This window comes from Variovorax glucosi, from assembly GCF_051216695.1.
Taxonomy (GTDB): domain Bacteria; phylum Pseudomonadota; class Gammaproteobacteria; order Burkholderiales; family Burkholderiaceae_C; genus Variovorax.
On sequence record NZ_JBPJZE010000001.1, the window covers coordinates 1,054,981 to 1,078,230 of the forward strand.

The following is a 23,250-nucleotide window of genomic DNA, read 5'->3' on the forward strand; positions in this document are numbered from 1 at the left end:
GTCAGATCACCTTCGCTTCGTTCTTCAGTTTGTCCACGAGTGCGGCCACGTCGGCCACCTTGATGCCTGCTCCGCGCTTCGGCGGTTCGCTGACCTTCAATGTCTTCAGGCGCGGCTTGACGTCGACGCCCAGGTCTTCGGGCTTGAAGACGTCGAGCGTCTTCTTCTTGGCTTTCATGATGTTGGGCAGCGTGACATAGCGCGGCTCGTTCAGGCGCAGGTCGGTGGTGACGACTGCCGGCAGCGTAAGCGTCAGCGTCTCGGCGCCGCCGTCGACTTCGCGGGTCACGGTGACTTTGCCGTCGGCGACCTCGACCTTCGAGGCGAAGGTGGCCTGCGGCAGATCGGCCAGCGCGGCAAGCATCTGGCCGGTCTGGTTGGCATCGTCGTCGATGGCCTGCTTGCCGAGGATCACGAGCTGCGGTTGCTCCTTGTCGATCAGCGCCTTGAGCAGCTTGGCAACGGCCAGCGGCTGGAGCTCTTCGGTGGTCTCGACCAGGATCGCGCGGTCGGCGCCGATGGCCATCGCAGTGCGCAGCGTCTCCTGGCACTTCGTGTCGCCACAGGAGACGGCGATGATCTCGGTGACGACGCCCTTTTCCTTGAGGCGGACCGCTTCTTCAACGGCAATTTCGTCGAAGGGATTCATGCTCATCTTGACGTTGGCGATGTCGACGCCGCTACCGTCGGACTTCACGCGCACCTTGACGTTGTAGTCGACGACGCGTTTGACTGGGACCAAAACCTTCATTGGGTTGACTCCGTTGATTTGCAAAACATTCTAGAGGCGGTGTTTTCAGGGCGGTGTCCGTTTCGATCACCCCCGTAAACCCGCCGATGAATTCAAAAAAGAACGATCGTTCTTTTTTCAGAATTATAAAGAATCTTCATGTGGCCTCCGATGCCGATGCCAATGGCACCGTCGCCACGAAGCCTTCGGGCAGCGACGCCACGCGCAGCACGCGCTGCGGATACGGAATGTCGACACCGGCAGCGCGCAAGCCTTGGAGGATCGCGATGTTGATCGCAGAGCGGACGTTGTCCTTTCCCTTGTCCGGATCGGCGATCCAGAAGTTGAGAACGAATTCCAGCCCGTCGGGCGCGAACGTGGTCAGGTAGGCGACCGGCGCCGGCTCGGCCAAAACGCGCGCCTGTGCCGTCGCCGCGCCGGTCAATATGGCCAGGACCTGTGCCACGTCGCTGTCGTAGCCGACGACGATGTTCGTCGTGATGTTGAACTTGAGGTCGGCCAGCGACAGGTTCTCGACACGGCTGGTGATGAGCGATTCGTTCGGCACGATGGCTTCGCGCCCGTTGCCGGCGCGGATCAGCGTGTAGCGGGTCTTGATGTCGGTGATGCGGCCCTCGAAGTTGTCGACCTTCACGTTGTCGCCGATGCGGATCGAGCGTTCGAGAAGGATCACGAAACCGCTCACATAGTTGGCCGCCAGCTTCTGCAGGCCGAAACCCAGACCGACGCCCAGCGCGCCGCCGAGCACCGACAACGCCGTCAGGTCCACACCCACCGCCGACAACGCGAACAGCATGCCGATCAGCAGCAGCAATGCACGGACCGCGTTGGACGCCACCCGGCGCATGGACAGATCGGTCACGTGCGTCCGCAAGACGCGCTTCTCTATGGTCGACGCGATCCACAGCGCGATCACCAGCACCAGACCGGCCGACAAGGCGCCCTGCAGCATCATCAGCACGCTCACCCGGGTCTTCCCGAAAGCCAGCGTGATCTGGTCAAGCTCGACAAGCACAGGCTGCAGCAGGCCGACGATCCACAGCACCGCGCCGACCCAGGCGACCCAAGACACCGTGCGCTCGACCAGCGCCACCAGCGCCGAGCCCGGAAACACCGCGCGCATCACGCGGGCGATGAGCCGGATGACGACCAGCGAGACGAACACCGACACCGCGATCCGCAGCACCACGACCACCTGGTACTCGAGTGCCCAGCGCCGTGCCAGATCGGTGAAGACCAGCGCCAGCAGCGGGAACATCAGGCCGTCGAACACGCGCGCGCCGAACCAGATCGAGTCCTTCGGCTGGTCGCGTCCGAACCAGCGGCTCAGACCCCAGGCCAGACCGACGCAGGCGGCGAGTGCGGCCAGTTCGACCCAGACGCTTCGAGCCTGCATCTGTCCCAGGCGCTGCAGGAAAGCGTCGAGGTTCAAAGGTCGGCCAGCACGCGGATATGTGCCTCGACGCTGGTCGCCAGCGCATCGAGGTTGTAGCCGCCTTCGAGCATCGACACGATGCGCCCCTTCGCGTGTCGCTGGGCCACGCCGCGCACGCGCTCGGTGATCCAGGCGAAATCGTTTTCGTTGAGCCGCAACTGGCCGAGGTCGTCGTCGCGGTGGGCGTCGAAACCGGCGCTGATGAAGATCATCTGCGGCTTGAACTCTTCGAGCCGCGGCATCCACATCATCTCGATCAGTTCGCGCACGTCCATGCCTTTCGTATATGCGGGCACGGGTACGTTGAGCATGTTCGCGGCCGGATGATCGAAGTCGCCGAACGGATAGAACGGGTGCTGGAAGATGCCGACCATCAGCACGCGCGGATCGCCGGCCAGGATGTCTTCGGTGCCGTTGCCGTGATGCACGTCGAAGTCGACGACGGCCACGCGTTCCAGTCCGTGCACTTCGAGTGCATGTCTTGCGGCGATGGCCACGTTGTTCAAAAAGCAGAACCCCATCGCCTGTTCTCTGCACGCATGGTGACCGGGCGGCCGCACGGCGCAGAAAGCGTTCTCGAGCTCGCCGGACATCACGGCGTCGGTCGCCGCGATGGCAGCGCCAGCGGCCCGACGCGCAGCCAGCACGGTGTAGCGCATCAGCACGGTATCGGGATCGAGCAGCGCATGCGCGGGACCGCCAACGGATTCGTCCGCGATCAGTCGCTGGCTGAGTTCTTCGAGATGTTCGAGGTGCGCGACGCTGTGGGCGCGCGTGATTTGCGGGAGCGTGGCGAGCGGTACGTCGCCGCGTTCGAGGGCATCGCCAACGCCGGTCAGCAGCAGCCGGTCTTCGATGGCGTCGAGGCGTTGCGGACACTCGGGGTGCCCGGCGCCCATGTCGTGCTTCCGGCAATCGCGGTGGGTGAAGTAGCCAGTTTTTCCCATGTCTCGGTCGTCTGCGACCTCACGCGGCGTGGGGCCGGCGGGCCTTGCGGTATTGTTTGCATATGGATACAAAAATGGACGTTGCCGCGAAGCTCGCCAGTTTGCTCGGTCAGCTTAACACGGTGATCGTGGGCAAAGAGGCCCAGGTCAGGGACTGCGTGGCGTGTCTTCTGGCAGGCGGCCACCTGCTGATCGAGGACGTTCCGGGGGTCGGAAAAACGACCCTGGCGCATGCGCTCTCCCACACCTTCGGGCTTCAGTTCTCGCGTGTCCAGTTCACCGCCGACTTGATGCCGGGCGACCTGTCGGGCGTCGCGATCTACGACCGCGGCCAGCAGGCTTTCGTCTTTCATCCGGGACCGATCTTCGCGCAGGTGCTGCTTGCCGACGAGATCAACCGCGCCAGCCCCAAGACGCAGAGCGCGCTGCTCGAAGCGATGGAAGAAAAGCAGGTCACGGTCGAAGGCGAAACCCGCCCGCTGCCGACCCCCTTCTTCGTCATCGCGACGCAGAACCCGCACGACCAGCTTGGCACTTTTGCGCTACCGGAGTCGCAGCTGGACCGTTTCCTGATGCGGATTTCGCTCGGCTATCCCGACCGCGCCGCAGAACGCGAACTGCTCTCCGGCGCGGACCGCCGCGAGATGCTCGCCACGCTGCCAGCGCTGCTCGATGCGGGCGAACTCAAGGCGCTGCAGCAGCGCGTGCAGCAGGTCCACGCAGCGCCGCCGCTGCTCGACTATCTGCAGGACCTGCTCGCCGCCACGCGCAACGGCCGCTGGTTCCTTCAGGGCCTGTCGCCGCGTGCGGGCATCGCGATTCTGCGTGCAGCCAAGGCGCAGGCGCTGCTGGCCAATCGGGCTTACGTCGCGCCCGACGATGTCCAGGCGGTGCTGCCGCAGACGGTCGCTCATCGCGTCACGCCGGTCGGCGATGCCGGTCGCGGCGCTTTCGAACAGGTGCGCGCGATGATTGCCGCGGTCCCTCTTCCGTGAATCCGCTTGCGGCCGTTCGCAGGCGTCTCGACAGCTGGTTCCTGTCGCGCCGGCCGCCATCGGACACGCTCGAACTCACGCAGCGCAACGTCTACATCGTGCCTTCGCGCGCCGGCTGGATGCTCGGCGCGACATTGCTGGTGCTACTGGTCGCGTCGATCAATTACCAGCTCAATCTCGGCTACCTGCTGACTTTCCTGCTGGCAGGCTGCGTCGCGGTCGGCATGCATGTCGGCCACGCGACGCTGCGCGGACTCACGCTGCATCTGATGCCGCCGGAAGCGCAGCATGCGGGCAGCGCGGCGATGCTTCGCGTCGTGCTGCACAACGCGCGGCGCAGCGTGCGCTTCGGCATCGGACTGTCGGTGCGCGGGAGCGGGCAATGGGCATGGAGCGACGTGCCGGCGCAGGGCAGCGAATCTGTCGCGGTCGCATTCCTGCCCGAGCGGCGTGGCCTGCATCCGGTGCCGCCGCTGACCGCCGAGACCCGATTTCCGCTGGGCACCTTCCGCATCTGGACCGTATGGAAACCGGCTGCGCAGCTTCTCGTGTATCCGGCGCCTGAAGCCAGCCCGCCGCCGTTGCCCGTCGGTGAAGCGCTGTCCGGCGACGCCGCCGCTGCCGCATCGCGTACCAGTCTTGCGGGCGAGTACGACGGCGTGCGCGCATACCGCCGGGGCGACCCGCTGAAGCTGGTCGTCTGGAAGAAAGCTGCACGCGCACAAGCAGCCGGATCGAGCGAGCTGGTCAGCCGCGACACGCAACACGCTCAGCGCGACGAACTCTGGCTCGACGCGCGGGACGCGAATCTTCCCGATGCAGAAGCCCGCATCTCGCGCCTCTGCGCGTGGGTACTGATGGCGGACCGGCTCGGCCTCGACTACGGCCTTCGCATCGGCGGACGCACGCTGAAGCCATCGCAAGGCGAAGCGCATCGCCGTGCCTGCCTGGAGGCATTGGCGACATGTTGACCATCTCTTGGCTCCGACGACTGGAAGCGTTGCCGCGCGAAGCACGCGACACGCTGTTCCTGCTGTGCGTGATCGCGCTGATCGTGCTGCCGCAGGCCGGCACGTTGCCGCTCGCCTGCGTGCTGCTCACGCTCGTCGCGTTGCTCTGGCGCGGCTGGATCGCCGTGCAGGGCAGGCCGCTGCCGGGCATGCGCTGGCGTGTCGCTTTGCTCGCGCTCGGGCTGTTCGGCGTCTTCGCGGCGCACAAGACGCTGTTGGGCCGGGATGCGGGCGTGACGCTGGTGATCGTGCTGCTCGCGCTCAAGACGCTGGAGATGCGCGCGCGGCGCGATGCCTTCGTCATCTTCTTCCTGGGCTTCTTCGCGATGCTCACGAACTTCTTCCATTCGCAGTCGCTGACGACCGCTTTCGTCATGCTGCTGGCGCTACTCGGACTGCTGACCGCGCTGGTCAATGCGCACAAGCCTGTCGGCCGGCCGCCGCTGGCTCAGTCGGCTCGCACGGCTTTCACGATGGCGCTGCTCGGTGCGCCGGTGATGCTGGCGCTGTTCATGCTGTTCCCGCGCATGGCACCGCTCTGGGGAACGCCGAACGACGAGATGACCGGGCGCAGCGGGCTTTCGAACACGATGCGCGTCGGCACCATCGCGCGCCTCGCGCTCGACGACGGCATCGCGGCGCGCATTCGCTTCGACGACGGCGCGATTCCGTCGCAGCGCTCGCTGTATTTCCGCGGACCGGTGCTGTCGGATTTCGACGGTCGCCAATGGACTGCGCCGGCACCGTGGGAGCGCGGCTTCCTGAGTGCGGAACTGCGCGTGCGCGGCGAGCCCCTGCGCTATGAAGTCACGCTCGAACCGAGCAACCGGCCGTGGCTGCTGGCACTCGACGTACCGCAGCAGGCGCCCGATGTACCCGGCATGCGCGTCGTGACGACGCCCGATCTTCAGCTGGTAGCGAACCGCCCGGTGGGCGATCTGCTGCGCTATCGCGTTGCGAGCTATCCGGACTTCGAGAGTGGCCCGGTGCGACGGACGGCCGCGCTGGAACGCTACGTCGCGTTGCCGGCCGGTACGAATCCGCGAACCGCTGAACTCGCGGCGCAGATGAAGCGCGATCCCGCCCTCGTAGGCGCCGGCACGCCCGGCTACGTGCAGGCCGCGCTTGAGCGCCTGCGCACAGGCGGCTACCTCTACTCTTTGGAACCCGGCGTCTACGGCGACGATACAGCGGACGAATTCTGGTTCGACCGCAAGGAAGGCTTTTGCGAGCACATCGCTTCGGCTTTCGTCGTGCTGATGCGCTCGCTCGACGTGCCGGCGCGCATCGTTACCGGCTACCAGGGCGGCGAACTTAACGGCGTCGATGGCTTCTGGGTGGTGCGGCAATCCGATGCGCATGCATGGGCCGAAGTGTGGGAAGCCGGCAGGGGCTGGGTGCGGATCGACCCGACCGGTGCCGTCTCTCCCGGGCGCGTCGGTGCCTTCCAGCGACTGGCGCCGCAGCCCGGCTTCTTCGCCGACGCGCTCGGCACCATGAGCCCCACGCTGGCACAGAACCTGCGCGCCGCCTGGGAAGCCGCCAACAACAGCTGGAACCAGTGGGTGCTGAACTACACGCAGAGCCGCCAGCTCGATCTGCTCAAGAACCTCGGCTTCGAGACGCCGAGCCTGCAGGACCTGGCGATCGTGCTGCTCTGGCTGCTGATCGCCGTATCCGTCGGCGGCGCGGGATGGACGCTGTGGGAACGATCGCAGCACGATCCGTGGCTGCGCCTGCTCGGACGTGCGCGTGCGAAGCTGGTCAAGGCCGGCCTCCCGCTACCCGATGCCGCACCGCCGCGCCGCATGGCGAATGCAGCCATTGCGCATTTCGGCGAATCCGCGCGACCGGCTCACGACTGGCTGCTGAAACTGGAGGCGCAGCGCTATGCGGCGGCTTCGGACGAAAGAGGCAGCGGCGCCGGTGTCGCATCCTTGCGCGGCGAGTTCCGCCGCATCTCCTGGCCGGCGCGCCGTCGAACGCCCACCATCGAAACTGCGCAATGACACCCCACAGCCGACGCATCCGCTTCGGCACAATCGACCCGATGCAACGCCTCCCACCGACAGCCATGCACAAAGCCTCTTTCACCGCGCTGGCAGCTGCGCTCGTCGCCCTCCTCGCCTGCTCCTTGCCTGCGGTCGGTCACGCCCAGAAAAACGCCCGCAGCAACGCCACTCCCGCTGCGAAGAAAACGGCGCCCGGCGCACCGCTCTACGCCACCCGCGACGACGCGATGCTTTTCGCCGATGACGTGGCCGCGCGCCGCAACCTGGATCGCGACTGGGTGCGCCGCACCATCGGCGGCGCCCGCATGCTGCCGAACGTGCCGCGCCTGATGCTGCCGGCACCGCGCGGCACGGCCAAGAACTGGCGCGTGTACCGCAGCCGCTTCATCGACCCGGTCCGCATCGCCGCCGGCGTGAAGTTCTGGCGCGACAACGCAGCCACATTGGCGCGCGCCGAATCGACCTACGGCGTACCGCCGGAAATCATCGTCGGCATCATCGGCGTCGAGACGATCTACGGTCGCAACATGGGCAGCTTCCGCGTCATCGATGCGCTGGCGACGCTGTCTTTCGACTTCCCGCAATCGCATCCGCGCGCGGCCGAGCGCGAAGCATTCTTCCGCGGCGAACTCGAGAGTTTCCTGAGCATCGAGAGCCGCACGTCGCACGACCCGATGACGCCTGTCGGCAGTTACGCCGGCGCGATGGGCATGCCACAGTTCATGCCGAGCAGCATCGCGAAGTACGCGGTGGATTTCGACGGCGACGGGCGCATCGACCTGGTGAACAACCCGGTCGACGTGATCGGTTCGGTGGCGAGCTACTTCAAGGCGTTCGGCTGGCAGCCCGGCATGCCGTCGACGTTTCCGGTGAGCTTCGACACGGCGCGGCTGAAGATGCCGGTGCTGATGGAACACGACATCAAGCCGACCTTCAGCGCGGACAGCTTCATGGCAGCCGGCGCGGTGCTTCCGCCGAAAGCGCAAACGTTCCCCGGGCTGCTGGCGTTGATCGAACTGCAGAACGGCGACGAGGCGCCGAGCTATGTCGCCGGAACGCAGAATTTCTACGTGATCACGCGCTACAACTGGAGCAGTTATTACGCGATGTCGGTGCTGGATCTGGGGAATGAGGTCAAGGCTGTGCTGGGGCAATAGCAAGACCTTAAGGACCTACGTTTCGTTTACTTCGAATTTCGTTAGTTTCGAATAATATGGCTGGATTTCTTCTTTCAGGAGTAATTCACCGTGACACAGCACCACGCATTTCAAGCCTCCCTACCTGCTGCACGGGAGGTTGCTGCCGCCACGCAGGGCCAAAGAGCACTGGCGGCATTCCTTTCCACCCAGCTCGAAACCCAGCAGATCCAGATCTTCGACGACAGAAACGAAGCTCACACGGTGGAGTTGCCGACGTCCGCCTTGCGCCTGTTGGTCGACATCCTTGCCGAACTGGCAGACGGCAACGCGGTGAAAGTGGTTCCAATCCACGCAGAGCTGACCACGCAGGAAGCTGCCGATCTGCTCAATGTGTCCAGGCCGCATCTGGTCAAGCTTCTGGAATCCGGTGTGCTCGCATTTCACAGGACGGGCAAGCATCGTCGTGTGCGTTTTGCGGAACTGCTGGCATTCAAGGAAGCCCAGAAAAAATCGAGCGCTGTCGCGATGGAGGAACTGGCAAGGCAATCCCAGGAATTGAACTTGGGTTATGAATGAAGAGTTCTCCGTTCACTGCCGTCTCCGATGCCTGTGTTCTGTATCCCGCCCCGCTGCGCGACTTCCTGATGTGGCTGGCCCTGTCTGGCCGATTCCGCGCTCGCTGGACGCGACTCATCCATGACGAATGGCAACGCAACCTGCTGAAGAACCGACCTGATCTTCAGCCAGATCAACTTCAACGAACCATCGAGTTGATGAACAGCGCCATCCCGGACGCGCTGACGGTATTTGGGATCGAGGCACAGCATCCTGACGACTTCATCGACAACCTGTTCGATCTGGATCCGGCAGCCGTGGTAACTGCAGCTCGCGAGCAACGAGGCACTCTCAAGAATCCTGCGTTGAGCGTCGACCGTTACCTGGAGATTCTGCTGAAGCAGGGTTTGTCGCGAACCGCAAGAAACCTGGTCGGATTTCGCTCGGTTCTTTAGCTTTGGCTACACCCTCGATGGGACAGTAAGCCGCGCACGCACCACACCCACGGCATCGACCAACACCCCCTCACCCATCTGCGCAAACTCCCCGGTCAGCGCGGTGATGTTCACCTGATGCGTCACCCACACCTCGAAGCCGTTCGCCGAAATGGTGTGCAGGGCTTCGCGCAGCAGGGCCGTTGCCGCAGGCGACAGCGCCGAATCGTCGAAAGTCGAATTGAGCGGCGGCCAGACATCGGCCTTTCCGAAGGCAAGTTGTGCGGTGTCCTTGCACCGGCACCATGCGCTGCTTCGCACGGCGAGCGGCCTGAGCTGGCGCGTCGAAAACCATTCGCCGATCCGCTGCGACTGCGTGCGGCCAGCATCATTCAGATTCCGCTGGGTGCTGCAGGTGTCGAGGCGAAAGCCGGGCGGGTCGCCGATGCCCGACACGGTCTGGCCGTGGCGAAACAGGACGGCGCATCGGCCGTTGCGCAACAGGTCGGCGAAGGCATCTCCGTCGGCCGCCTGGGCACCCACCCAGGACAACAAGGCCAGTGCCGCAATCTCACGTCTTCGCATAAAAAGAATCCTTCGACACGGTGAAGAACAACGCGCAGCCCCGAGGCTAGCAAAGCGCAGTCCAACCCCTAAACGAAAAGGGCTGCTGCACCTCGCAGCGCAGCAGCCCGTCACCCGATGCGACAAAGGATCAGCGAACTTTTCCTTCCTTCCAGGCGGTCAGCAGCTTGTTGTAGTCGATGGTCGCGCCCTTCGGCTTTTCGTTCGCCAGCTTCTTCCACGGTGCGTGGTCGTCGCTCAGGTACTTGTTCGGATCGCCCTTGGCGGTCAGCTTGGGCGCGCAGTGGGCCATGCCGGCACGCTCGAGGCGAGCCATCACGTTGTCCATTTCGTCGGCCAGGTTGTCCATCGCCTTTTGCGGGGTCTTCTCGCCGGTCACTGCTTCGGCGACGTTCTTCCACCAGAGCTGCGCAAGCTTCGGATAGTCGGGCACGTTGGTGCCGGTCGGCGTCCAGGCGACGCGCGCGGGGCTGCGGTAGAACTCGATCAGGCCGCCGTACTTGTTGGCGTTCTGCGTGAAGTAGTCCGAGCGGATGTCGCTGTCGCGAATGAAGGTAAGGCCGGTGATCGACTTCTTGAGCGAGGTCGTCTTGGCGGTGATGAACTGCGCGTACAGCCATGCCGCCGCCGTCTTGTTCGCATCATGACCCTTGAAGAAGGCCCAGGAACCGACGTCCTGGTAGCCGTTCTGCATGCCCTGCTTCCAGTACGGACCGTTCGGGCCGGGCGCCATGCGCCACTTCGGCGAACCGTCTTCGTTCACGACCGGCAGGCCCTTCTTGGTCATGTCGGCGGTGAAGGCCGTGTACCAGAAGATCTGCTGCGCGATCTGGCCCTGCGCCGGCACAGGACCGGACTCGCCGAAGGTCATGCCCATGGCTTCCTTGGGCGCGTACTTCTTCATCCAGTCGATGTACTTTGTCAGCGCATACACGGCGGCCGGCGAGTTCGTCGCACCACCGCGCGACACGGACGCGCCGGTGGGCGTGCACTTGTCTTCGGCGACCCGGATTCCCCATTCGTCAATCGGCATGCCGTTCGGGATGCCCTTGTCGGCGGCACCGGCCATCGACAGCCACGCGTCGGTAAAGCGCCAGCCGAGCGACGGGTCCTTCTTGCCGTAGTCCATGTGGCCGTAGATCGGCTTGCCGTCGATGGTCTTGACGTCGACGCTGAAGAACTCGGCGATGTCTTCGTAGGCGCTCCAGTTGAGCGGCACGCCCAGGTCGTAGCCGTACTTGGCCTTGAACTTGTCCTGCAGGTCCTTGCGCGCGAACAGGTCGGCGCGGAACCAGTAGAGGTTGGCGAACTGCTGGTCGGGCAGCTGGTACATCTGGCCGTCGGGCGCGGTCGTGAAGCTGGTGCCGATGTAGTCCTTGAGATCGATGCCGGGGTTGGTGAATTCCTTGCCCGCGCCGCCCATGTACTCGGTCAGCGACATGATCTTGCCGTAGCGGTAGTGCGTGCCGATCAGGTCGGAATCGGACACCCAGCCGTCATAGATCGACTTGCCGGACTGCATGGACGTCTGCAGCTTCTCGACCACGTCGCCTTCCTGGATCAGGTCGTGCTTGACCTTGATGCCGGTGATCTCCTCGAAGGCCTTGGCAAGCGTCTTCGACTCGTATTCATGCGTGGTGAGCGTTTCGGAAACAACCGAAATCTCCTTGACGCCCTTGCCCTGCAACTTCTTCGCCGCGTCAATGAACCACTTCATTTCCTCCATCTGCTTGTCCTTGGACAAGGTGGATGGCTGGAACTCCGCGTCGATCCATTTCTTGGCTTCGGCCTCGCCGGCCGACGCACCTTGAGCGGCGAACATCGCCGCCGCCAGTGCCAATGCCGTATAGCGCATCTTCATGTTTTGTCTCCTCAACGGTTGCGTCCCCGGTCATGTCGAATCCGGCTCCGGGGAACGGAGAGCCGGACGGTTGAAAAATCGTTCAGCCCTTGCGCATCACAACGCCGAGCAACAGCATCGAAAGCACGAAGCTGATCCAGATCGACGGTTCTGCTTCGAGGCTCATCCATTCCTGGAACTTGCCGGCAAGGCCGATGAAGATCAGGTTGACGTAGGCGGCCATCAGCAGGCCGATGAAGAGCCGGTCGCCGCGGGTGGTGTCCAGCGGCAACCAGCCGCGGCGCATCGTCGTGGGAGATTTTTTCTCCCACACGGTCATGCCAGCGAGCATGAGCCCGATGCATGTGAAGAACACGGCCACCGGGGTGGTCCAGACCATCCAGTCGAACATCAATATCTCCTCAAACCCGACCCATCGCGAATCCCTTGGCGATGTAATGCCGCACGAACCAGATCACGATCGCGCCCGGCACGATCGTCAGCACACCGGCCGCAGCCAGCGTCGCCCAGTCCATGCCCGAGGCGCTCACCGTGCGCGTCATCGTCGCGACGATCGGCTTCGCGTTCACGCTGGTCAGCGTGCGTGCGAGCAGCAGTTCGACCCAGCTGAACATGAAGCAGAAGAACGCCGCCACGCCCACGCCAGCCTTGATCAGCGGCAGGTAGATGCGGATGAAGAACTTCGGAAAGCTGTAGCCGTCGATGTACGCCGTCTCGTCGATCTCGCGCGGAATGCCGCTCATGAAGCCTTCGAGGATCCAGACCGCCAGCGGCACGTTGAACAACAGATGCGCGAGCGCCACGCCGAGGTGCGTGTCCATCAGTCCGACCGTGCTGTACAGCTGGAAGAACGGCAGCAGGAACACGGCCGGCGGCGTCATGCGGTTGGTCAGCAGCCAGAAGAACACATGCTTGTCGCCGAGGAACGAATAACGCGAGAACGCATAGGCCGCAGGCAGTGCCACGGTCAGCGAGATCACCGTGTTGATCGCGACGTAGATCAGGCTGTTGATGTAGCCCGAGTACCACGACTCGTCGGTGAAGATCTTGACGTAGTTGGCCCAGGTGAAGTGCTGCGGGAAGAACGAGAAGCTCGACAGGATTTCCTCGTTCGTCTTGAAGCTCATGTTGATCATCCAGTAGATGGGCAACAGGGCAAACAAAATGTAGAGCAGCAAAAAGATCGTGCGCTTCTGGAAGCGTTTTTCGTTCATTGCTCCACCTCCACCTTCTGGGTTCCGACGCGCTGCATCCAGTTGTAGAGGATGAAGCACAGCAGCAGGATGATCAGGAAATAGATCAGCGAAAAAGCAGCCGCAGGGCCGAGGTCGAACTGGCCGACCGCCTTCTGCGTGAGGTACTGGCTCAGGAACGTCGTCGCATTACCTGGACCGCCGCCGGTCAGCACGAAGGGCTCGGTGTAGATCATGAAGCTGTCCATGAAGCGCAGCAGCACCGCGATCATCAGCACGCCGCGCATTTTCGGCAGCTGGATGTAGCGGAACACCGCGAACTTGCTCGCGCCGTCGATGCGCGCTGCCTGGTAGTAGGCATCGGGTATCGAGCGCAGTCCGGCGAAGCCGAGCAGGGCGACCAGCGGCGTCCAGTGCCAGACGTCCATCACCAGCACTGTGAGCCAGGCGTCGGTCGCATTGCCGGTGTAGCTGTAGTCGATGCCGATCTTCTGCAGCGTGTAGCCGAGCAGGCCGATGTCCGCGCGCCCGTAGATCTGCCAGATCGTTCCGACCACGTTCCACGGGATCAGCAGCGAGAGCGAAATCACAACCAGCACCGCCGACGATTTCCAGCCCTTGGCCGGCATCGACAGCGCCAGCGCGATGCCCAGCGGAATCTCGACCAGCAGCACCGAGAAAGAGAAACCGAGCTGCCGCAGCAGCGCCGAATGCAGCTCGTCGTCGCGCATCACCGCAGCGAACCATTCGGTGCCGACGAACACGCGCCTCTCGGGCGAAATGATGTCCTGCACCGAGTAGTTCACCACCGTCATCAGCGGCACGATGGCCGAGAACGCGACGCAGATCAGCACCGGCAGAATCAGCCACCAGGCCTTCTGGTTGATGGGTTTGTTGGTGGCGTTCATGCGACCAGTTCCTCGTTGCGGTAGTAGCAGGAATGAGCGTCGAGCACGCGCAGCCAGACCGTGTCGCCGACGCCCGGCAACACTGCATCCGAATGCAGCCGCGCCTTGAGCTTGCTGCCGCTGGCGTCGGCAGACAACATCGCATGCGTGCCGACGTCCTGCACCTGCGTCACGGCGGCCGGTACCGCGCCGGGCGAATGGGGTTCGGCGATACGCAGGTACTCGGGGCGAATGCCGATCTTGAGCTCACCTGCGGGCAGCGACCTCAGTGCAGCGAGCGTCGTGCCCGCGACGTCGATCGAATCGCCGTTGCTGTGCGCCGGCAGGAAGTTCATGCCCGGCGAGCCGATGAAGTGGCCGACGAAGGTGTGCGCCGGCTGCTCGAACAATGCCTCCGCACTGCCGACCTGCACCGCCTTGCCGCGCGTCATCACAACGACCTCTTCGGCAAAGGTCAGCGCCTCGACCTGGTCGTGCGTGACGTAGATCAGCGTGAGTTTGAGTTCGCGGTGGATCTGCTTGAGCTTGCGCCGCAGTTGCCACTTCAGGTGCGGATCGATCACGGTCAGCGGCTCGTCGAAAAGCACTGCCGACACGTCGCTGCGCACCAGTCCGCGACCCAGCGAGATCTTCTGCTTCGCATCAGCGGCAAGACCTGCCGCGCGCTGATTGAGCTGCGCGCTCATGTCGAGCATCTCGGCTATCTCGCCGACACGCTTCCTGATCTGCGCCTCGGGCACCTTGCGGTTCCTCAGCGGGAACGCGAGGTTCTCGGCGACCGTCATGGTGTCGTAGATCACGGGGAACTGGAACACCTGCGCGATATTGCGTTCCTGCGGACTGGCCTGCGTCACGTCTCGGCCGTCAAAGGTGACGCTGCCGTGCGACGGCGCCACCAGACCCGAGATGATGTTGAGCATGGTCGTCTTGCCGCAGCCGGAAGGGCCGAGCAAGGCATAAGCGCCGCCGTCGCGAAAACTCATCTTCAGCGGCATCAGCGCGTAGTCGCTGTCCTGCTGCGGGTTTGCACGATAAGCGTGCGCGAGATCGAGGTCGATACGCGCCATGTCAGTGCCCCCTGCGCCAGCGAGGCGCTACAACCAGCCGCTCGCTCGCGTCGAACACGTAGGCCTGCGATGCACTGAAATAGAGCGTCAGCGAAGCGCCCAGTTCGAAACGGTGCACGCCGGTGAGTTGTGCCACCAGTTCGCCGACGGCGGTATGCACGTGGACGAAAGTGTCGGAGCCCGAAATCTCGGCCAGCTCCACCTTGCCCGGCAACGCCAGATCGCCCGCACCCTGCTCGACGTGCAACGCACCCGATCGCAGGCCGATCGTCAGTGCACCGGACGTGCCGGCGGGCAGGTCGACGGCCAGCTTCGGCCCGCCCGCAAGCTGCACGCCACCTGCGATGACGGTAGCGGCGAGCAGGTTCATCGGCGGGTCGCTGAACGCGCGTGCCACGCGCAGCGACTTCGGCTCGTGGAAGACCTCCGAAGTCGGGCCGTACTGGAGCAACTCTCCAGCATCCATGACGGCCGTGTAACCGCCAAGCAGCAACGCTTCACCGGGTTCGGTCGTCGCATAGATCACGGTCGAATCGCCGCTAGCGAAAAGCTGCGTGAGCTCTTCGCGCAGACCTTCACGCAGCTTGTAGTCGAGGTTGACCAGTGGCTCGTCGAGCAGCATCAGCGGCGCATTCTTGGCCAGCGCGCGCGCTAGTGCCACGCGCTGCTGCTGGCCGCCCGAAAGTTCGGCCGGCAGTCGTTCGAGGAACATGCCGATGTGCAGCTTGTCGGCCAGCGCGCGAACCTGCGCGTCGATGTTCTTTTCACCGCGCAGCTTGAGCGGCGAGGCGATGTTGTCGGCGACCGTGAGCGACGGATAGTTGATGAACTGCTGATAGACCATGGCGACGTTGCGCTCGCGCACCGGCATGCCGGTGACGTCCTTGCCGTCGACCATGACCTTGCCCGCAGTCGGCGTGTCGAGCCCCGCCATCAGGCGCATCAGGCTGGTCTTGCCGGCCTGCGTGGCGCCGAGCAGCACCGTCACCGCGCCACTGCGCGGCGCGATACTCTGCTCGTAGAGCCAGGTCTGGGCGCCCACCTTCTTGGTGACGCGCTCGAGTGTCAGTTGCATCCCGTCTTCCTCGTTTCGATCTGTTGATCTCGTCTTTTCAATTGTTCTTGTGTGCGCGCAGCCAGGCGTCGACCGTCTCGCGTTGTGCCGGCGTGTAGTGCAGGCCGAGCTTGGAACGGCGCCAGAGCGCGTCGTCGCCGGTCTGCACCCATTCGGCGTCCTGCATGAAGCGCAACTCGCGCTCGTACAGTCCGGGCGCCACGACGGCTCCCATGTCGTCCATCGATGCCGCATCGCCGATGAGCTCGGAAACACGTGCGCCGTAGGCGCGCGCCAGGCGGCGAGCCAGATTCGCATCGAGCCACGAATAGCGCGCCTGCACAGCCACGACGAAACGCTCGAATTCGGCGGCCGGCCGCGCGCCCTTGACCGGCTGGCCGATCCACGCCGACAGATCGCCGCCGGCAAGAAACGCGGTTTCGGTCCAGGCGGGACGCTGCGTACGGTCCTGCCCCAGCATCTTCCCGACCTCGTCAGCCGCATCCTCGGCCAGCTTGCGGAATGTCGTGATCTTTCCGCCCCACACCGACAGCAGCGGCGCGCCGTCGACATTGGATTCGAGCAGGTAGTCGCGCGTGACGGCCGACGGATCCCCCGCTGCGTCGTCGAGCAACGGACGCACGCCGGAGTAGGTCCAGACCACGTCTGCAGGTGTCACCGGCTTCTTGAAATAGCGACTGACCTGCTCGCACAGATAGACGATCTCGTCGTTGCCGATCTTCGCGGCGCCGGGGTCGTCGCCCTTGAGTTCGACGTCGGTCGTGCCGATCAGCGTGAAGTCGTCCTGGTAGGGAATCGCAAAGATGATCCGCTTGTCCGGGCTCTGGAATATGTAGGCGTGGTCGTGTTCAAAAAGGCGCTTGACGACCAGATGGCTGCCCTTGACCAGACGCAAGCTCTTCGTCGCCATCTGCTCGCCGTGCGCCGAATGGGCGACGCCGCGCAGGAACGACTCCGCCCATGGGCCGGCCGCATTCACGACGGCCCGAGCACGCACGGTGCGCGTGCCTTGCGGGCCTTCGAGCACGGCAGTCCAGCCGTCGGCAGCGCGCTGTGCGCTGGTGCAGCGGGTGCGGGTCAGTATCTCGGCACCGCGCGAACGAGCGTCGATGGCGGTCAGCAGAACGAGTCGCGCATCGTCGACCCAGCCATCCGAATAGACGAAGCCGCGCTTGAATACGGGGTTCAGCGGCTTGCCGGCGACATGCGTGCGCAGGTCGATGCCGCGCGAGCCCGGCAGCACTTCGCGCTTGGCGAGATGGTCGTACATGAACAGGCCGATGCGGATCATCCAGGCCGGACGCGTCGACGGATCGTGCGGCATCACGAAGCGCAGCGGCCACATGATGTGCGGCGCGCTCTTCAGAAGCACTTCGCGCTCCTGCAGCGCCTTGCGCACCAGCGCGAATTCGTAGTACTCCAGGTAGCGCAGGCCGCCGTGGATCAGCTTTGTGGAAGACGACGACGTGTGCGAAGCGAGGTCGTCCTTCTCGCAGAGCATCACGCGCCAGCCGCGCCCGGCGAGGTCGCGCGCAATGCCGCAACCGTTGATGCCGCCGCCGATGATGAGGACATCGCAGTCGGTGGAATCAGAGGACGTAGAGGAAGAGACAACGGTCACGGCAGCGGCTTCGTTATTTTCGTGTTGCTTCATTTTGGTTCCTTAATGTGCGATTTTCGTCGTGGTTTACCCTCGATGGAATTCGTTTTCTTTCGTTCTAGAGTAGCAACCCTCTCTGCGAACACTCCACGTGAACTCAAATCCCCGCCAGATCAACCTGCTGGACACCGTCCGCACACGCGGTTCGGTGACGGTCGAACAGCTCGCCGACATGCTTGGCGTGACGTTGCAGACAGTGCGGCGCGATGTGCAGCGGCTGGCCGACGAAGGCCTGCTGACGCGCTTTCACGGCGGCGTGCGAATGCCGCGTTCGACCACCGAGAACATCGCCTACCAGCAGCGCGCATCGCTCAACGCCGAAGGCAAGGCGCGCATTGCGCGTGCCGTGGCCAAACGCGTGCCGAACGACTGCTCGCTGATCCTCAACATCGGCACGACGACGGAAGCCATCGCCCAGCAGCTGATGCGCCACTCCGGGCTGCGGGTGATCACCAACAACCTCAATGTGGCCACGATCCTGAGCGGCAACACGGCCTGCGAAGTGATCGTCGCCGGCGGTTCGGTGCGCGCACGCGACCGGGCTGTGGTGGGCGAGGCAACGATCGATTTTATCCGACAGTTCAAGGTCGACATCGCGCTGATCGGCGTGTCGAGCATCGAGTCGGACGGGTCGCTGCGCGACTTCGACCTGCGGGAGGTCAAGGTCGCTCAAACCATCATCGCGCAGGCCGAGGAGGTCTGGCTGGCGGCAGATGCCAGCAAGTTCAACCGGCCCGCGATGATCCAGCTGGGTACGCTTTCGCAGATCCACCGGCTGTTCACCGATGCGGAGCCGCCCGCACCGTTTCCTGCGCTCCTGGAGAGCGCCAAGGTGCGCCTCGAAATCGCCCGAGAACCGTGACAAGCCGCGCTTCATCGACGGGCGGCCCCCATCCCTGCCTTCCCCCGGGAGGGGAAGGAGCAATGCAACACACGGATCGCCCATGACCAAATATCTGCTCGCTCTCGACCAGGGCACCTCCAGCTCGCGCAGCATCGTCTTCGACCGCGACGGCCGCATCGTCGCCGTCACCCAGCGCGAGTTGCCGCAGATCTACCCGCAGCCCGGATGGGTCGAGCACGATCCGATGGAGATCTGGCAGGCCCAGCTCGCGACGGCGCGCGAGGTGCTTGCCAAGGCGAAGCTGAAGCCGGCGGACATCCACGCGATCGGCATCACCAACCAGCGCGAGACCACGCTGCTCTGGAACCGCAAGACCGGCCACCCGGTGCATCACGCCATCGTCTGGCAGGACCGCCGCGCCGAACCGCTGTGCGCTAAGCTGCGCGAAGACGGGCTTACCGACACCATCCGCGACAAGACCGGCCTGGTCATCGACGCCTACTTCTCCGGCACCAAGCTGCGCTGGCTGCTCGACAACGTGCCCGACACGCGCGCGCAGGCCGAGCGCGGCGAACTGGCTTTCGGCACCGTCGACAGCTGGCTGATCTGGCAGCTGACGGGCGGCAAGGTGCACGTCACAGACGTCACGAACGCGTCGCGCACGATGCTTTTCAACGTGCACGAAAACCGGTGGGATGCCGAGCTGCTCGATGCGCTCGACATTCCGGCGTCGCTGATGCCCGACGTCAAACCGTCGAGCGCGCATTTTGCGGACACGGATGCCGAATTGCTCGGATGCTCGCTGCCGATCGGCGGCGTCGCCGGCGACCAGCAAAGCGCGCTGTTCGGACAGGCCTGCTTCAAGGCGGGCATGGCCAAGAACACCTATGGCACCGGTTGCTTCCTGCTGATGCATACCGGAGGCGAATTCCAGCCTTCGCGCAACGGTTTGCTGGTGACGAGCGCCGCGCAGACACGTCCCGCCGAGCCGCAGTACGCGATGGAGGGCAGCGTCTTCGTCGGCGGTGCGGTCGTGCAGTGGCTGCGCGACGGGCTGCAAGCCATCAAGGGCAGCGCTGAAGTCCAGGGCCTTGCCGAGAGCGTGCCCGACGCCGGCGGCGTGATGATGGTCCCCGCTTTCACAGGCCTCGGCGCACCCTACTGGAACGCCGAAGCGCGCGGCACGATCACCGGCCTGACGCGAGGAACGACCGTCGCGCACATCGCCCGCGCCGCGCTGGAAAGCATCGCCTACCAGAGCGCCGCATTGCTGCAGGCGATGAGCCGCGACGCGGTCGCTGCGGGCGGCGCACCGGTGGCCGAGTTGCGTGTGGATGGCGGGGCCTGCGTGAACGATCTGCTGATGCAGTTCCAGGCCGATCTGTTGGGCATTCCGGTGCTGCGACCGGAGGTCACGGAGACGACGGCGCTGGGCGCCGCCTGTCTTGCCGGGCTGTCGACCGGCTATTTCAAGGACATGGAGCAGCTGTCGACGTTGTGGCGCGTGGAGCGGCGCTTCATGCCGACGATGGGCCGTGCTCAGGCAGAAGAAGCGATGGCGCGGTGGGAACGTGCCGTGCGGCAGGCGACGACGGTTTGAGGGCCACCTGCCTGACTTCAGCCCAATCCGACAGCCAGATCCGGATAGAAGCCGATCGGAGTCATCGAAGGTGACAAGGCCGGGCCCGGCGGTACGACGAATCCAGCCATCGCCTCGATGAGCTTGTTGGTTTGCGATGCCATCGATGCACCACCGTCGGCCCCACCCGTCGCCGGTGGTTTTTCTCCCCAGAAAGCCGGGTTGTAGATGGGCAGTTCCTCGGGCCACGGCAAGGTTTCGATCTGGTCGCTCGCATAAGCCTTGAATCGATACATGGCACCGGAATCGAACGACTCCTTCCCCGCCCCCTTCTGAAGAACTTCGGTCACCTCAGCGGCAGGGACTGGATATTTGTCGCAGACCAAGCTGGACTCTTCTTCGCCATTGGCGCCCGGTACTTTATGAAACGTCATGAGTTTTACTCCCTCGTTATCGAGACGCGGTGAGCGACTGCGCGATTGCAGTTTCTTGACTCCTCCGCGTCATGAAGCCGGACGATCTGTCCGACCGGCAACGAAGATACAACGATCGAAAATTCACTCTGACAGGCGCTGCAGACGAAAGTACAGAGGTTTGAACGTCGCGCTTAACAACCGAAAATAAAAGTTTTCGTCAGTTCACCGCAGGCACCAGGAAGTCCTGGCTGATCCGCCCACCAATCTCGTTGACACGATCGAGGAACTGCGTCAGATAAGCATGCAGCCCGGTCGCGAGAATCTCGTCGACGCGCGCATATTGCAGATCGGCCAGCAGCTTGCCGGCACGGCGCTGCGTCTCTGCGCTCTGGTCGTTCTGCACCTTGGCGAGATTGCTCACGACTTCATGAAGGCTGTGATGCAGCGAGCGCGGCATGTCGGCACGCAGGATCAGCAGTTCAGCCACGCGCTCCGGCTTGATGACGTCGCGGTAGACCTTGCGGTACGTCTCGAAGGCCGAGACGCTGCGCAGGATCGCGCTCCAGTGATAGAAGTCGTATTCCTGATCTTCCTCGGTCGCGGTGCCGAAGAATTCGCTGTTCAGCGCGTGGAACTTGACGTCGACCAAGCGGGCCGTGTTGTCGGCGCGTTCCAGGAAAGTGCCCAGGCGGGCGAAATAGAACGCCTCGTCCTGGAGCATCGTTCCAAGCGTCACGCCGCGCGAAAGATGCGAGCGGAACTTCACCCACTCGAAAAACTGAGCCGGTTCGCGTTCGAACTCTCCGGAACGCAGCATGCGGTTGACGTCGAGCCAAGTCGCGTTCTGCGTTTCCCAGGCTTCGGTGGTGAGCGCGCCGCGCACGGCACGCGCGTTTTCGCGAGCGGCTTTCAGGCAGGAGACGATCGAAGACGGATTTTCCTCGTCCTTGACCATGAATTCCATCACGTCGTTGGGCGTGATCTGCTGGTATTTCTTGTCGTACGCGGGCAGCAGTTCGCTGATCGACAGCAGACCCTGCCAGCCGAACTTGGCGACCTCGGCCGACTGCGGCAGCAGCGAGGTCTGGTAGTTGACATCGAGCATGCGGGCCGTGTTCTCGGCTCGCTCGGTGTAGCGCGACATCCAGTAGAGGTGATCGGCGGTGCGTGACAGCATCTGGGCTTCTCCGTTTTCTTTTCTTCGCTGTTCTTCTTCAGGCGGCCGATGGCGTCTGCGTTTGTGTCTGGGATTGTTCCTGCGCCGGAGCCTTGCGCGCCGTACGTTCGGTTTCCAGGATCCAGGTGTCCTTGGTACCGCCGCCCTGCGACGAATTCACGACCAGCGAACCCTCCTTGAGTGCAACGCGGGTCAGGCCGCCCGGCACCATCTGCACTTCCTTGGCCGACAGCACGAAGGGCCGCAGGTCGATGTGGCGCGGCGCGATGCCGGCGTCGACGAAAGTGGGCGATGTCGACAGGCTCAGCGTCGGCTGGGCGATGTAGCCGTCAGGCTTGGCCATCACGGCCTTCTTGAAGTCGTCGATCTCGGCCTGCGTCGCGGCAGGGCCGATCAGCATGCCGTAGCCGCCAGCGCCGTGCACTTCCTTGACGACCAGGTCCTTCATGTTGTCGAGCGTGTACTGCAGGTCGTCCTTGTTGCGGCACATGTAGGTCGGCACGTTCTTCAGAATCGGCTTCTCGCCGAGATAGAACTCGATCATCTTCGGCACGTACGGGTAGATCGACTTGTCGTCTGCAACGCCGGTGCCGACGGCATTGGAGATCGCGACGTTGCCTGCCCGGTAGGCGCGCATCAGGCCGGCGCAACCGAGTGTCGAATCGGGCTTGAAGACTTCGGGATCGAGAAAATCGTCGTCGACGCGGCGGTAGATGACGTCGACGCGCCTCGGTCCGCGCGTGGTGCGCATGTAGACGAAGTCGTCCTTGACGAACAGGTCTTGCCCCTCGACCAGCTCGATGCCCATCTGCTGCGCCAGGAAGGCGTGCTCGAAATAGGCGCTGTTGTACATGCCGGGCGTGAGCACGACGACGGTCGGCTCGGCGGTGGCCGGTGGCGCGCTGGCACGCAGGGTTTCGAGCAGCAGGTCGGGGTAATGGGCGACGGGTGCGATGCGGTTCTGGCTGAACAGGTCGGGGAAAAGCCGCATCATCATCTTGCGGTTTTCGAGCATGTAGCTCACGCCGCTCGGCACGCGGAGGTTGTCCTCCAGCACGTAGTACTCGCCGTTGCCATCGGCATCCGGCGCACGGACGATATCGATGCCGGAGATGTTCGAGTAGATGTTGTTGGGCACCGTGACGCCCATCATCTCGGGGCGGAACTGCGCGTTGTCGCGAATCTGTTCGATCGGCACGATGCCGGCCTTGACGATGTCCTGGTCGTGATAAACGTCGTAGATGAAGCGGTTCAACGCCGTGACGCGCTGCACCAGGCCTTTTTCCATGCTCTCCCACTCGTGAGCGGGAATGATGCGCGGCAGCAGGTCGAATGGAATCAGCCGCTCGGTGCCCGATCCGTCCTCGTCCTTGGCGCCGTACACCGCGAAGGTGATGCCGACGCGGCGGAAAATCATCTCCGCTTCTTCGCGGCGGGAGCGCATCACCTCGCCGGTCTGTCGCGCCAACCACTGGTCGTAGCGCTTGTAGTGGCCACGGATTGCAGCGCCTGCATAGGGCAGCTGCTCGTACATCTCATCGAATTTGTGCATGTAACCACTAATCTCCTTGCACATAGCTTAGCAAGTTCAAGGCCAATTCCGGGTC

At 63.9% G+C, this 23,250-nt stretch carries 22 protein-coding genes; 8 read left to right on the plus strand and 14 right to left on the minus strand.

Translation table 11 applies throughout. From position 1 onward, the window contains the following. Position 1: 1 nt before the first annotated feature. The 3 genes from ACSFA3_RS05025 to ACSFA3_RS05035 all read right to left on the minus strand — a co-directional run bounded on the left by ACSFA3_RS05025 (position 2) and on the right by ACSFA3_RS05035 (position 3,133). Positions 2–751 carry an electron transfer flavoprotein subunit beta/FixA family protein gene (locus tag ACSFA3_RS05025; RefSeq protein ID WP_435504284.1) on the minus strand — a complete coding sequence of 250 codons (750 nt, stop codon included), beginning with the start codon at positions 749–751 and terminating at the stop codon, positions 2–4. A gap of 136 nt (positions 752–887) precedes the next feature. Then, positions 888–2,147: a mechanosensitive ion channel family protein gene (locus ACSFA3_RS05030; RefSeq protein ID WP_435504962.1), complete on the minus strand. Its 1,260-nt coding sequence runs from the start codon at positions 2,145–2,147 to the stop codon at positions 888–890. Positions 2,148–2,179: 32 nt separating this feature from the next. Beyond that, positions 2,180–3,133, minus strand: a complete 954-nt coding sequence (locus tag ACSFA3_RS05035) for a histone deacetylase family protein (RefSeq protein ID WP_435504285.1) — start codon at positions 3,131–3,133, stop codon at positions 2,180–2,182. A gap of 74 nt (positions 3,134–3,207) precedes the next feature. Here ACSFA3_RS05035 and ACSFA3_RS05040 point away from each other — a divergent pair, with 74 nt between their 5' ends. From ACSFA3_RS05040 to ACSFA3_RS05065, 6 genes are all read left to right on the plus strand, one after another. Then, the gene (locus ACSFA3_RS05040) at positions 3,208–4,128 is read left to right on the plus strand and encodes an AAA family ATPase (RefSeq protein ID WP_435504286.1); all 921 of its coding nucleotides are present in this window, start codon (positions 3,208–3,210) and stop codon (positions 4,126–4,128) included. Continuing rightward, positions 4,125–5,099: a DUF58 domain-containing protein gene (locus ACSFA3_RS05045; protein ID WP_435504287.1), complete on the plus strand. Its 975-nt coding sequence runs from the start codon at positions 4,125–4,127 to the stop codon at positions 5,097–5,099. The genes ACSFA3_RS05040 and ACSFA3_RS05045 overlap by 4 nt, the downstream gene beginning before the upstream one ends. Beyond that, positions 5,093–7,147, plus strand: a complete 2,055-nt coding sequence (locus tag ACSFA3_RS05050) for a transglutaminase TgpA family protein (RefSeq protein WP_435504288.1) — start codon at positions 5,093–5,095, stop codon at positions 7,145–7,147. The genes ACSFA3_RS05045 and ACSFA3_RS05050 overlap by 7 nt, the downstream gene beginning before the upstream one ends. Before the next feature lie 65 nt (positions 7,148–7,212). Continuing rightward, the gene (gene mltB, locus ACSFA3_RS05055) at positions 7,213–8,307 is read left to right on the plus strand and encodes a lytic murein transglycosylase B (protein WP_435504289.1); all 1,095 of its coding nucleotides are present in this window, start codon (positions 7,213–7,215) and stop codon (positions 8,305–8,307) included. A gap of 90 nt (positions 8,308–8,397) precedes the next feature. Continuing rightward, complete coding sequence (locus ACSFA3_RS05060) at positions 8,398–8,865, plus strand: helix-turn-helix domain-containing protein (protein ID WP_435504290.1); 468 nt, start codon at positions 8,398–8,400, stop codon at positions 8,863–8,865. Next, positions 8,862–9,299, plus strand: coding sequence for a VapC50 family PIN domain-containing toxin (locus ACSFA3_RS05065; RefSeq protein WP_435504291.1), 438 nt, complete (start codon positions 8,862–8,864; stop codon positions 9,297–9,299). Before ACSFA3_RS05060 ends, ACSFA3_RS05065 begins: the two co-directional genes overlap by 4 nt. A 6-nt stretch (positions 9,300–9,305) precedes the next feature. Here the strand turns inward: ACSFA3_RS05065 and ACSFA3_RS05070 are convergent, their stop codons facing one another. The 8 genes from ACSFA3_RS05070 to glpD form a co-directional block, all read right to left on the minus strand. Next, on the minus strand, positions 9,306–9,863 hold the full coding sequence (locus ACSFA3_RS05070) for a histidine phosphatase family protein (RefSeq protein WP_435504292.1): 558 nt from the start codon (positions 9,861–9,863) through the stop codon (positions 9,306–9,308). Positions 9,864–9,993: 130 nt separating this feature from the next. Beyond that, positions 9,994–11,724, minus strand: coding sequence for an ABC transporter substrate-binding protein (locus ACSFA3_RS05075; protein WP_435504293.1), 1,731 nt, complete (start codon positions 11,722–11,724; stop codon positions 9,994–9,996). Between the two features lie 82 nt (positions 11,725–11,806). Next, complete coding sequence (locus ACSFA3_RS05080) at positions 11,807–12,115, minus strand: DUF2160 domain-containing protein (protein WP_435504294.1); 309 nt, start codon at positions 12,113–12,115, stop codon at positions 11,807–11,809. 10 nt (positions 12,116–12,125) lie between these two features. Then, positions 12,126–12,938: a carbohydrate ABC transporter permease gene (locus ACSFA3_RS05085; protein WP_435504295.1), complete on the minus strand. Its 813-nt coding sequence runs from the start codon at positions 12,936–12,938 to the stop codon at positions 12,126–12,128. Beyond that, positions 12,935–13,825, minus strand: coding sequence for a carbohydrate ABC transporter permease (locus ACSFA3_RS05090; protein WP_435504296.1), 891 nt, complete (start codon positions 13,823–13,825; stop codon positions 12,935–12,937). The genes ACSFA3_RS05085 and ACSFA3_RS05090 overlap by 4 nt, the downstream gene beginning before the upstream one ends. After that, on the minus strand, positions 13,822–14,892 hold the full coding sequence (locus tag ACSFA3_RS05095) for an ABC transporter ATP-binding protein (protein ID WP_435504297.1): 1,071 nt from the start codon (positions 14,890–14,892) through the stop codon (positions 13,822–13,824). The genes ACSFA3_RS05090 and ACSFA3_RS05095 overlap by 4 nt, the downstream gene beginning before the upstream one ends. A gap of 1 nt (position 14,893) precedes the next feature. Continuing rightward, complete coding sequence (locus ACSFA3_RS05100) at positions 14,894–15,967, minus strand: ABC transporter ATP-binding protein (RefSeq protein WP_435504298.1); 1,074 nt, start codon at positions 15,965–15,967, stop codon at positions 14,894–14,896. A 37-nt stretch (positions 15,968–16,004) separates the two neighbouring features. After that, the gene (glpD, locus tag ACSFA3_RS05105; protein ID WP_435504299.1) at positions 16,005–17,621 is read right to left on the minus strand and encodes a glycerol-3-phosphate dehydrogenase; all 1,617 of its coding nucleotides are present in this window, start codon (positions 17,619–17,621) and stop codon (positions 16,005–16,007) included. Positions 17,622–17,718: 97 nt separating this feature from the next. Here glpD and ACSFA3_RS05110 point away from each other — a divergent pair, with 97 nt between their 5' ends. Both ACSFA3_RS05110 and glpK read left to right on the plus strand, forming a co-directional pair. Beyond that, the gene (locus ACSFA3_RS05110) at positions 17,719–18,489 is read left to right on the plus strand and encodes a DeoR/GlpR family DNA-binding transcription regulator (RefSeq protein ID WP_435504300.1); all 771 of its coding nucleotides are present in this window, start codon (positions 17,719–17,721) and stop codon (positions 18,487–18,489) included. 82 nt (positions 18,490–18,571) lie between these two features. Beyond that, positions 18,572–20,071, plus strand: coding sequence for a glycerol kinase GlpK (gene glpK, locus ACSFA3_RS05115; protein WP_435504301.1), 1,500 nt, complete (start codon positions 18,572–18,574; stop codon positions 20,069–20,071). 17 nt (positions 20,072–20,088) lie between these two features. Here glpK and ACSFA3_RS05120 read toward each other — a convergent pair whose 3' ends face one another. The 3 genes from ACSFA3_RS05120 to ACSFA3_RS05130 form a co-directional block, all read right to left on the minus strand. Further along, the gene (locus ACSFA3_RS05120) at positions 20,089–20,484 is read right to left on the minus strand and encodes a hypothetical protein (protein WP_435504302.1); all 396 of its coding nucleotides are present in this window, start codon (positions 20,482–20,484) and stop codon (positions 20,089–20,091) included. A gap of 199 nt (positions 20,485–20,683) precedes the next feature. Next, the gene (locus tag ACSFA3_RS05125; protein ID WP_435504303.1) at positions 20,684–21,643 is read right to left on the minus strand and encodes an alpha-E domain-containing protein; all 960 of its coding nucleotides are present in this window, start codon (positions 21,641–21,643) and stop codon (positions 20,684–20,686) included. Positions 21,644–21,680: 37 nt separating this feature from the next. Continuing rightward, positions 21,681–23,195, minus strand: coding sequence for a circularly permuted type 2 ATP-grasp protein (locus ACSFA3_RS05130; protein WP_435504304.1), 1,515 nt, complete (start codon positions 23,193–23,195; stop codon positions 21,681–21,683). Positions 23,196–23,250 lie beyond the last annotated feature (55 nt).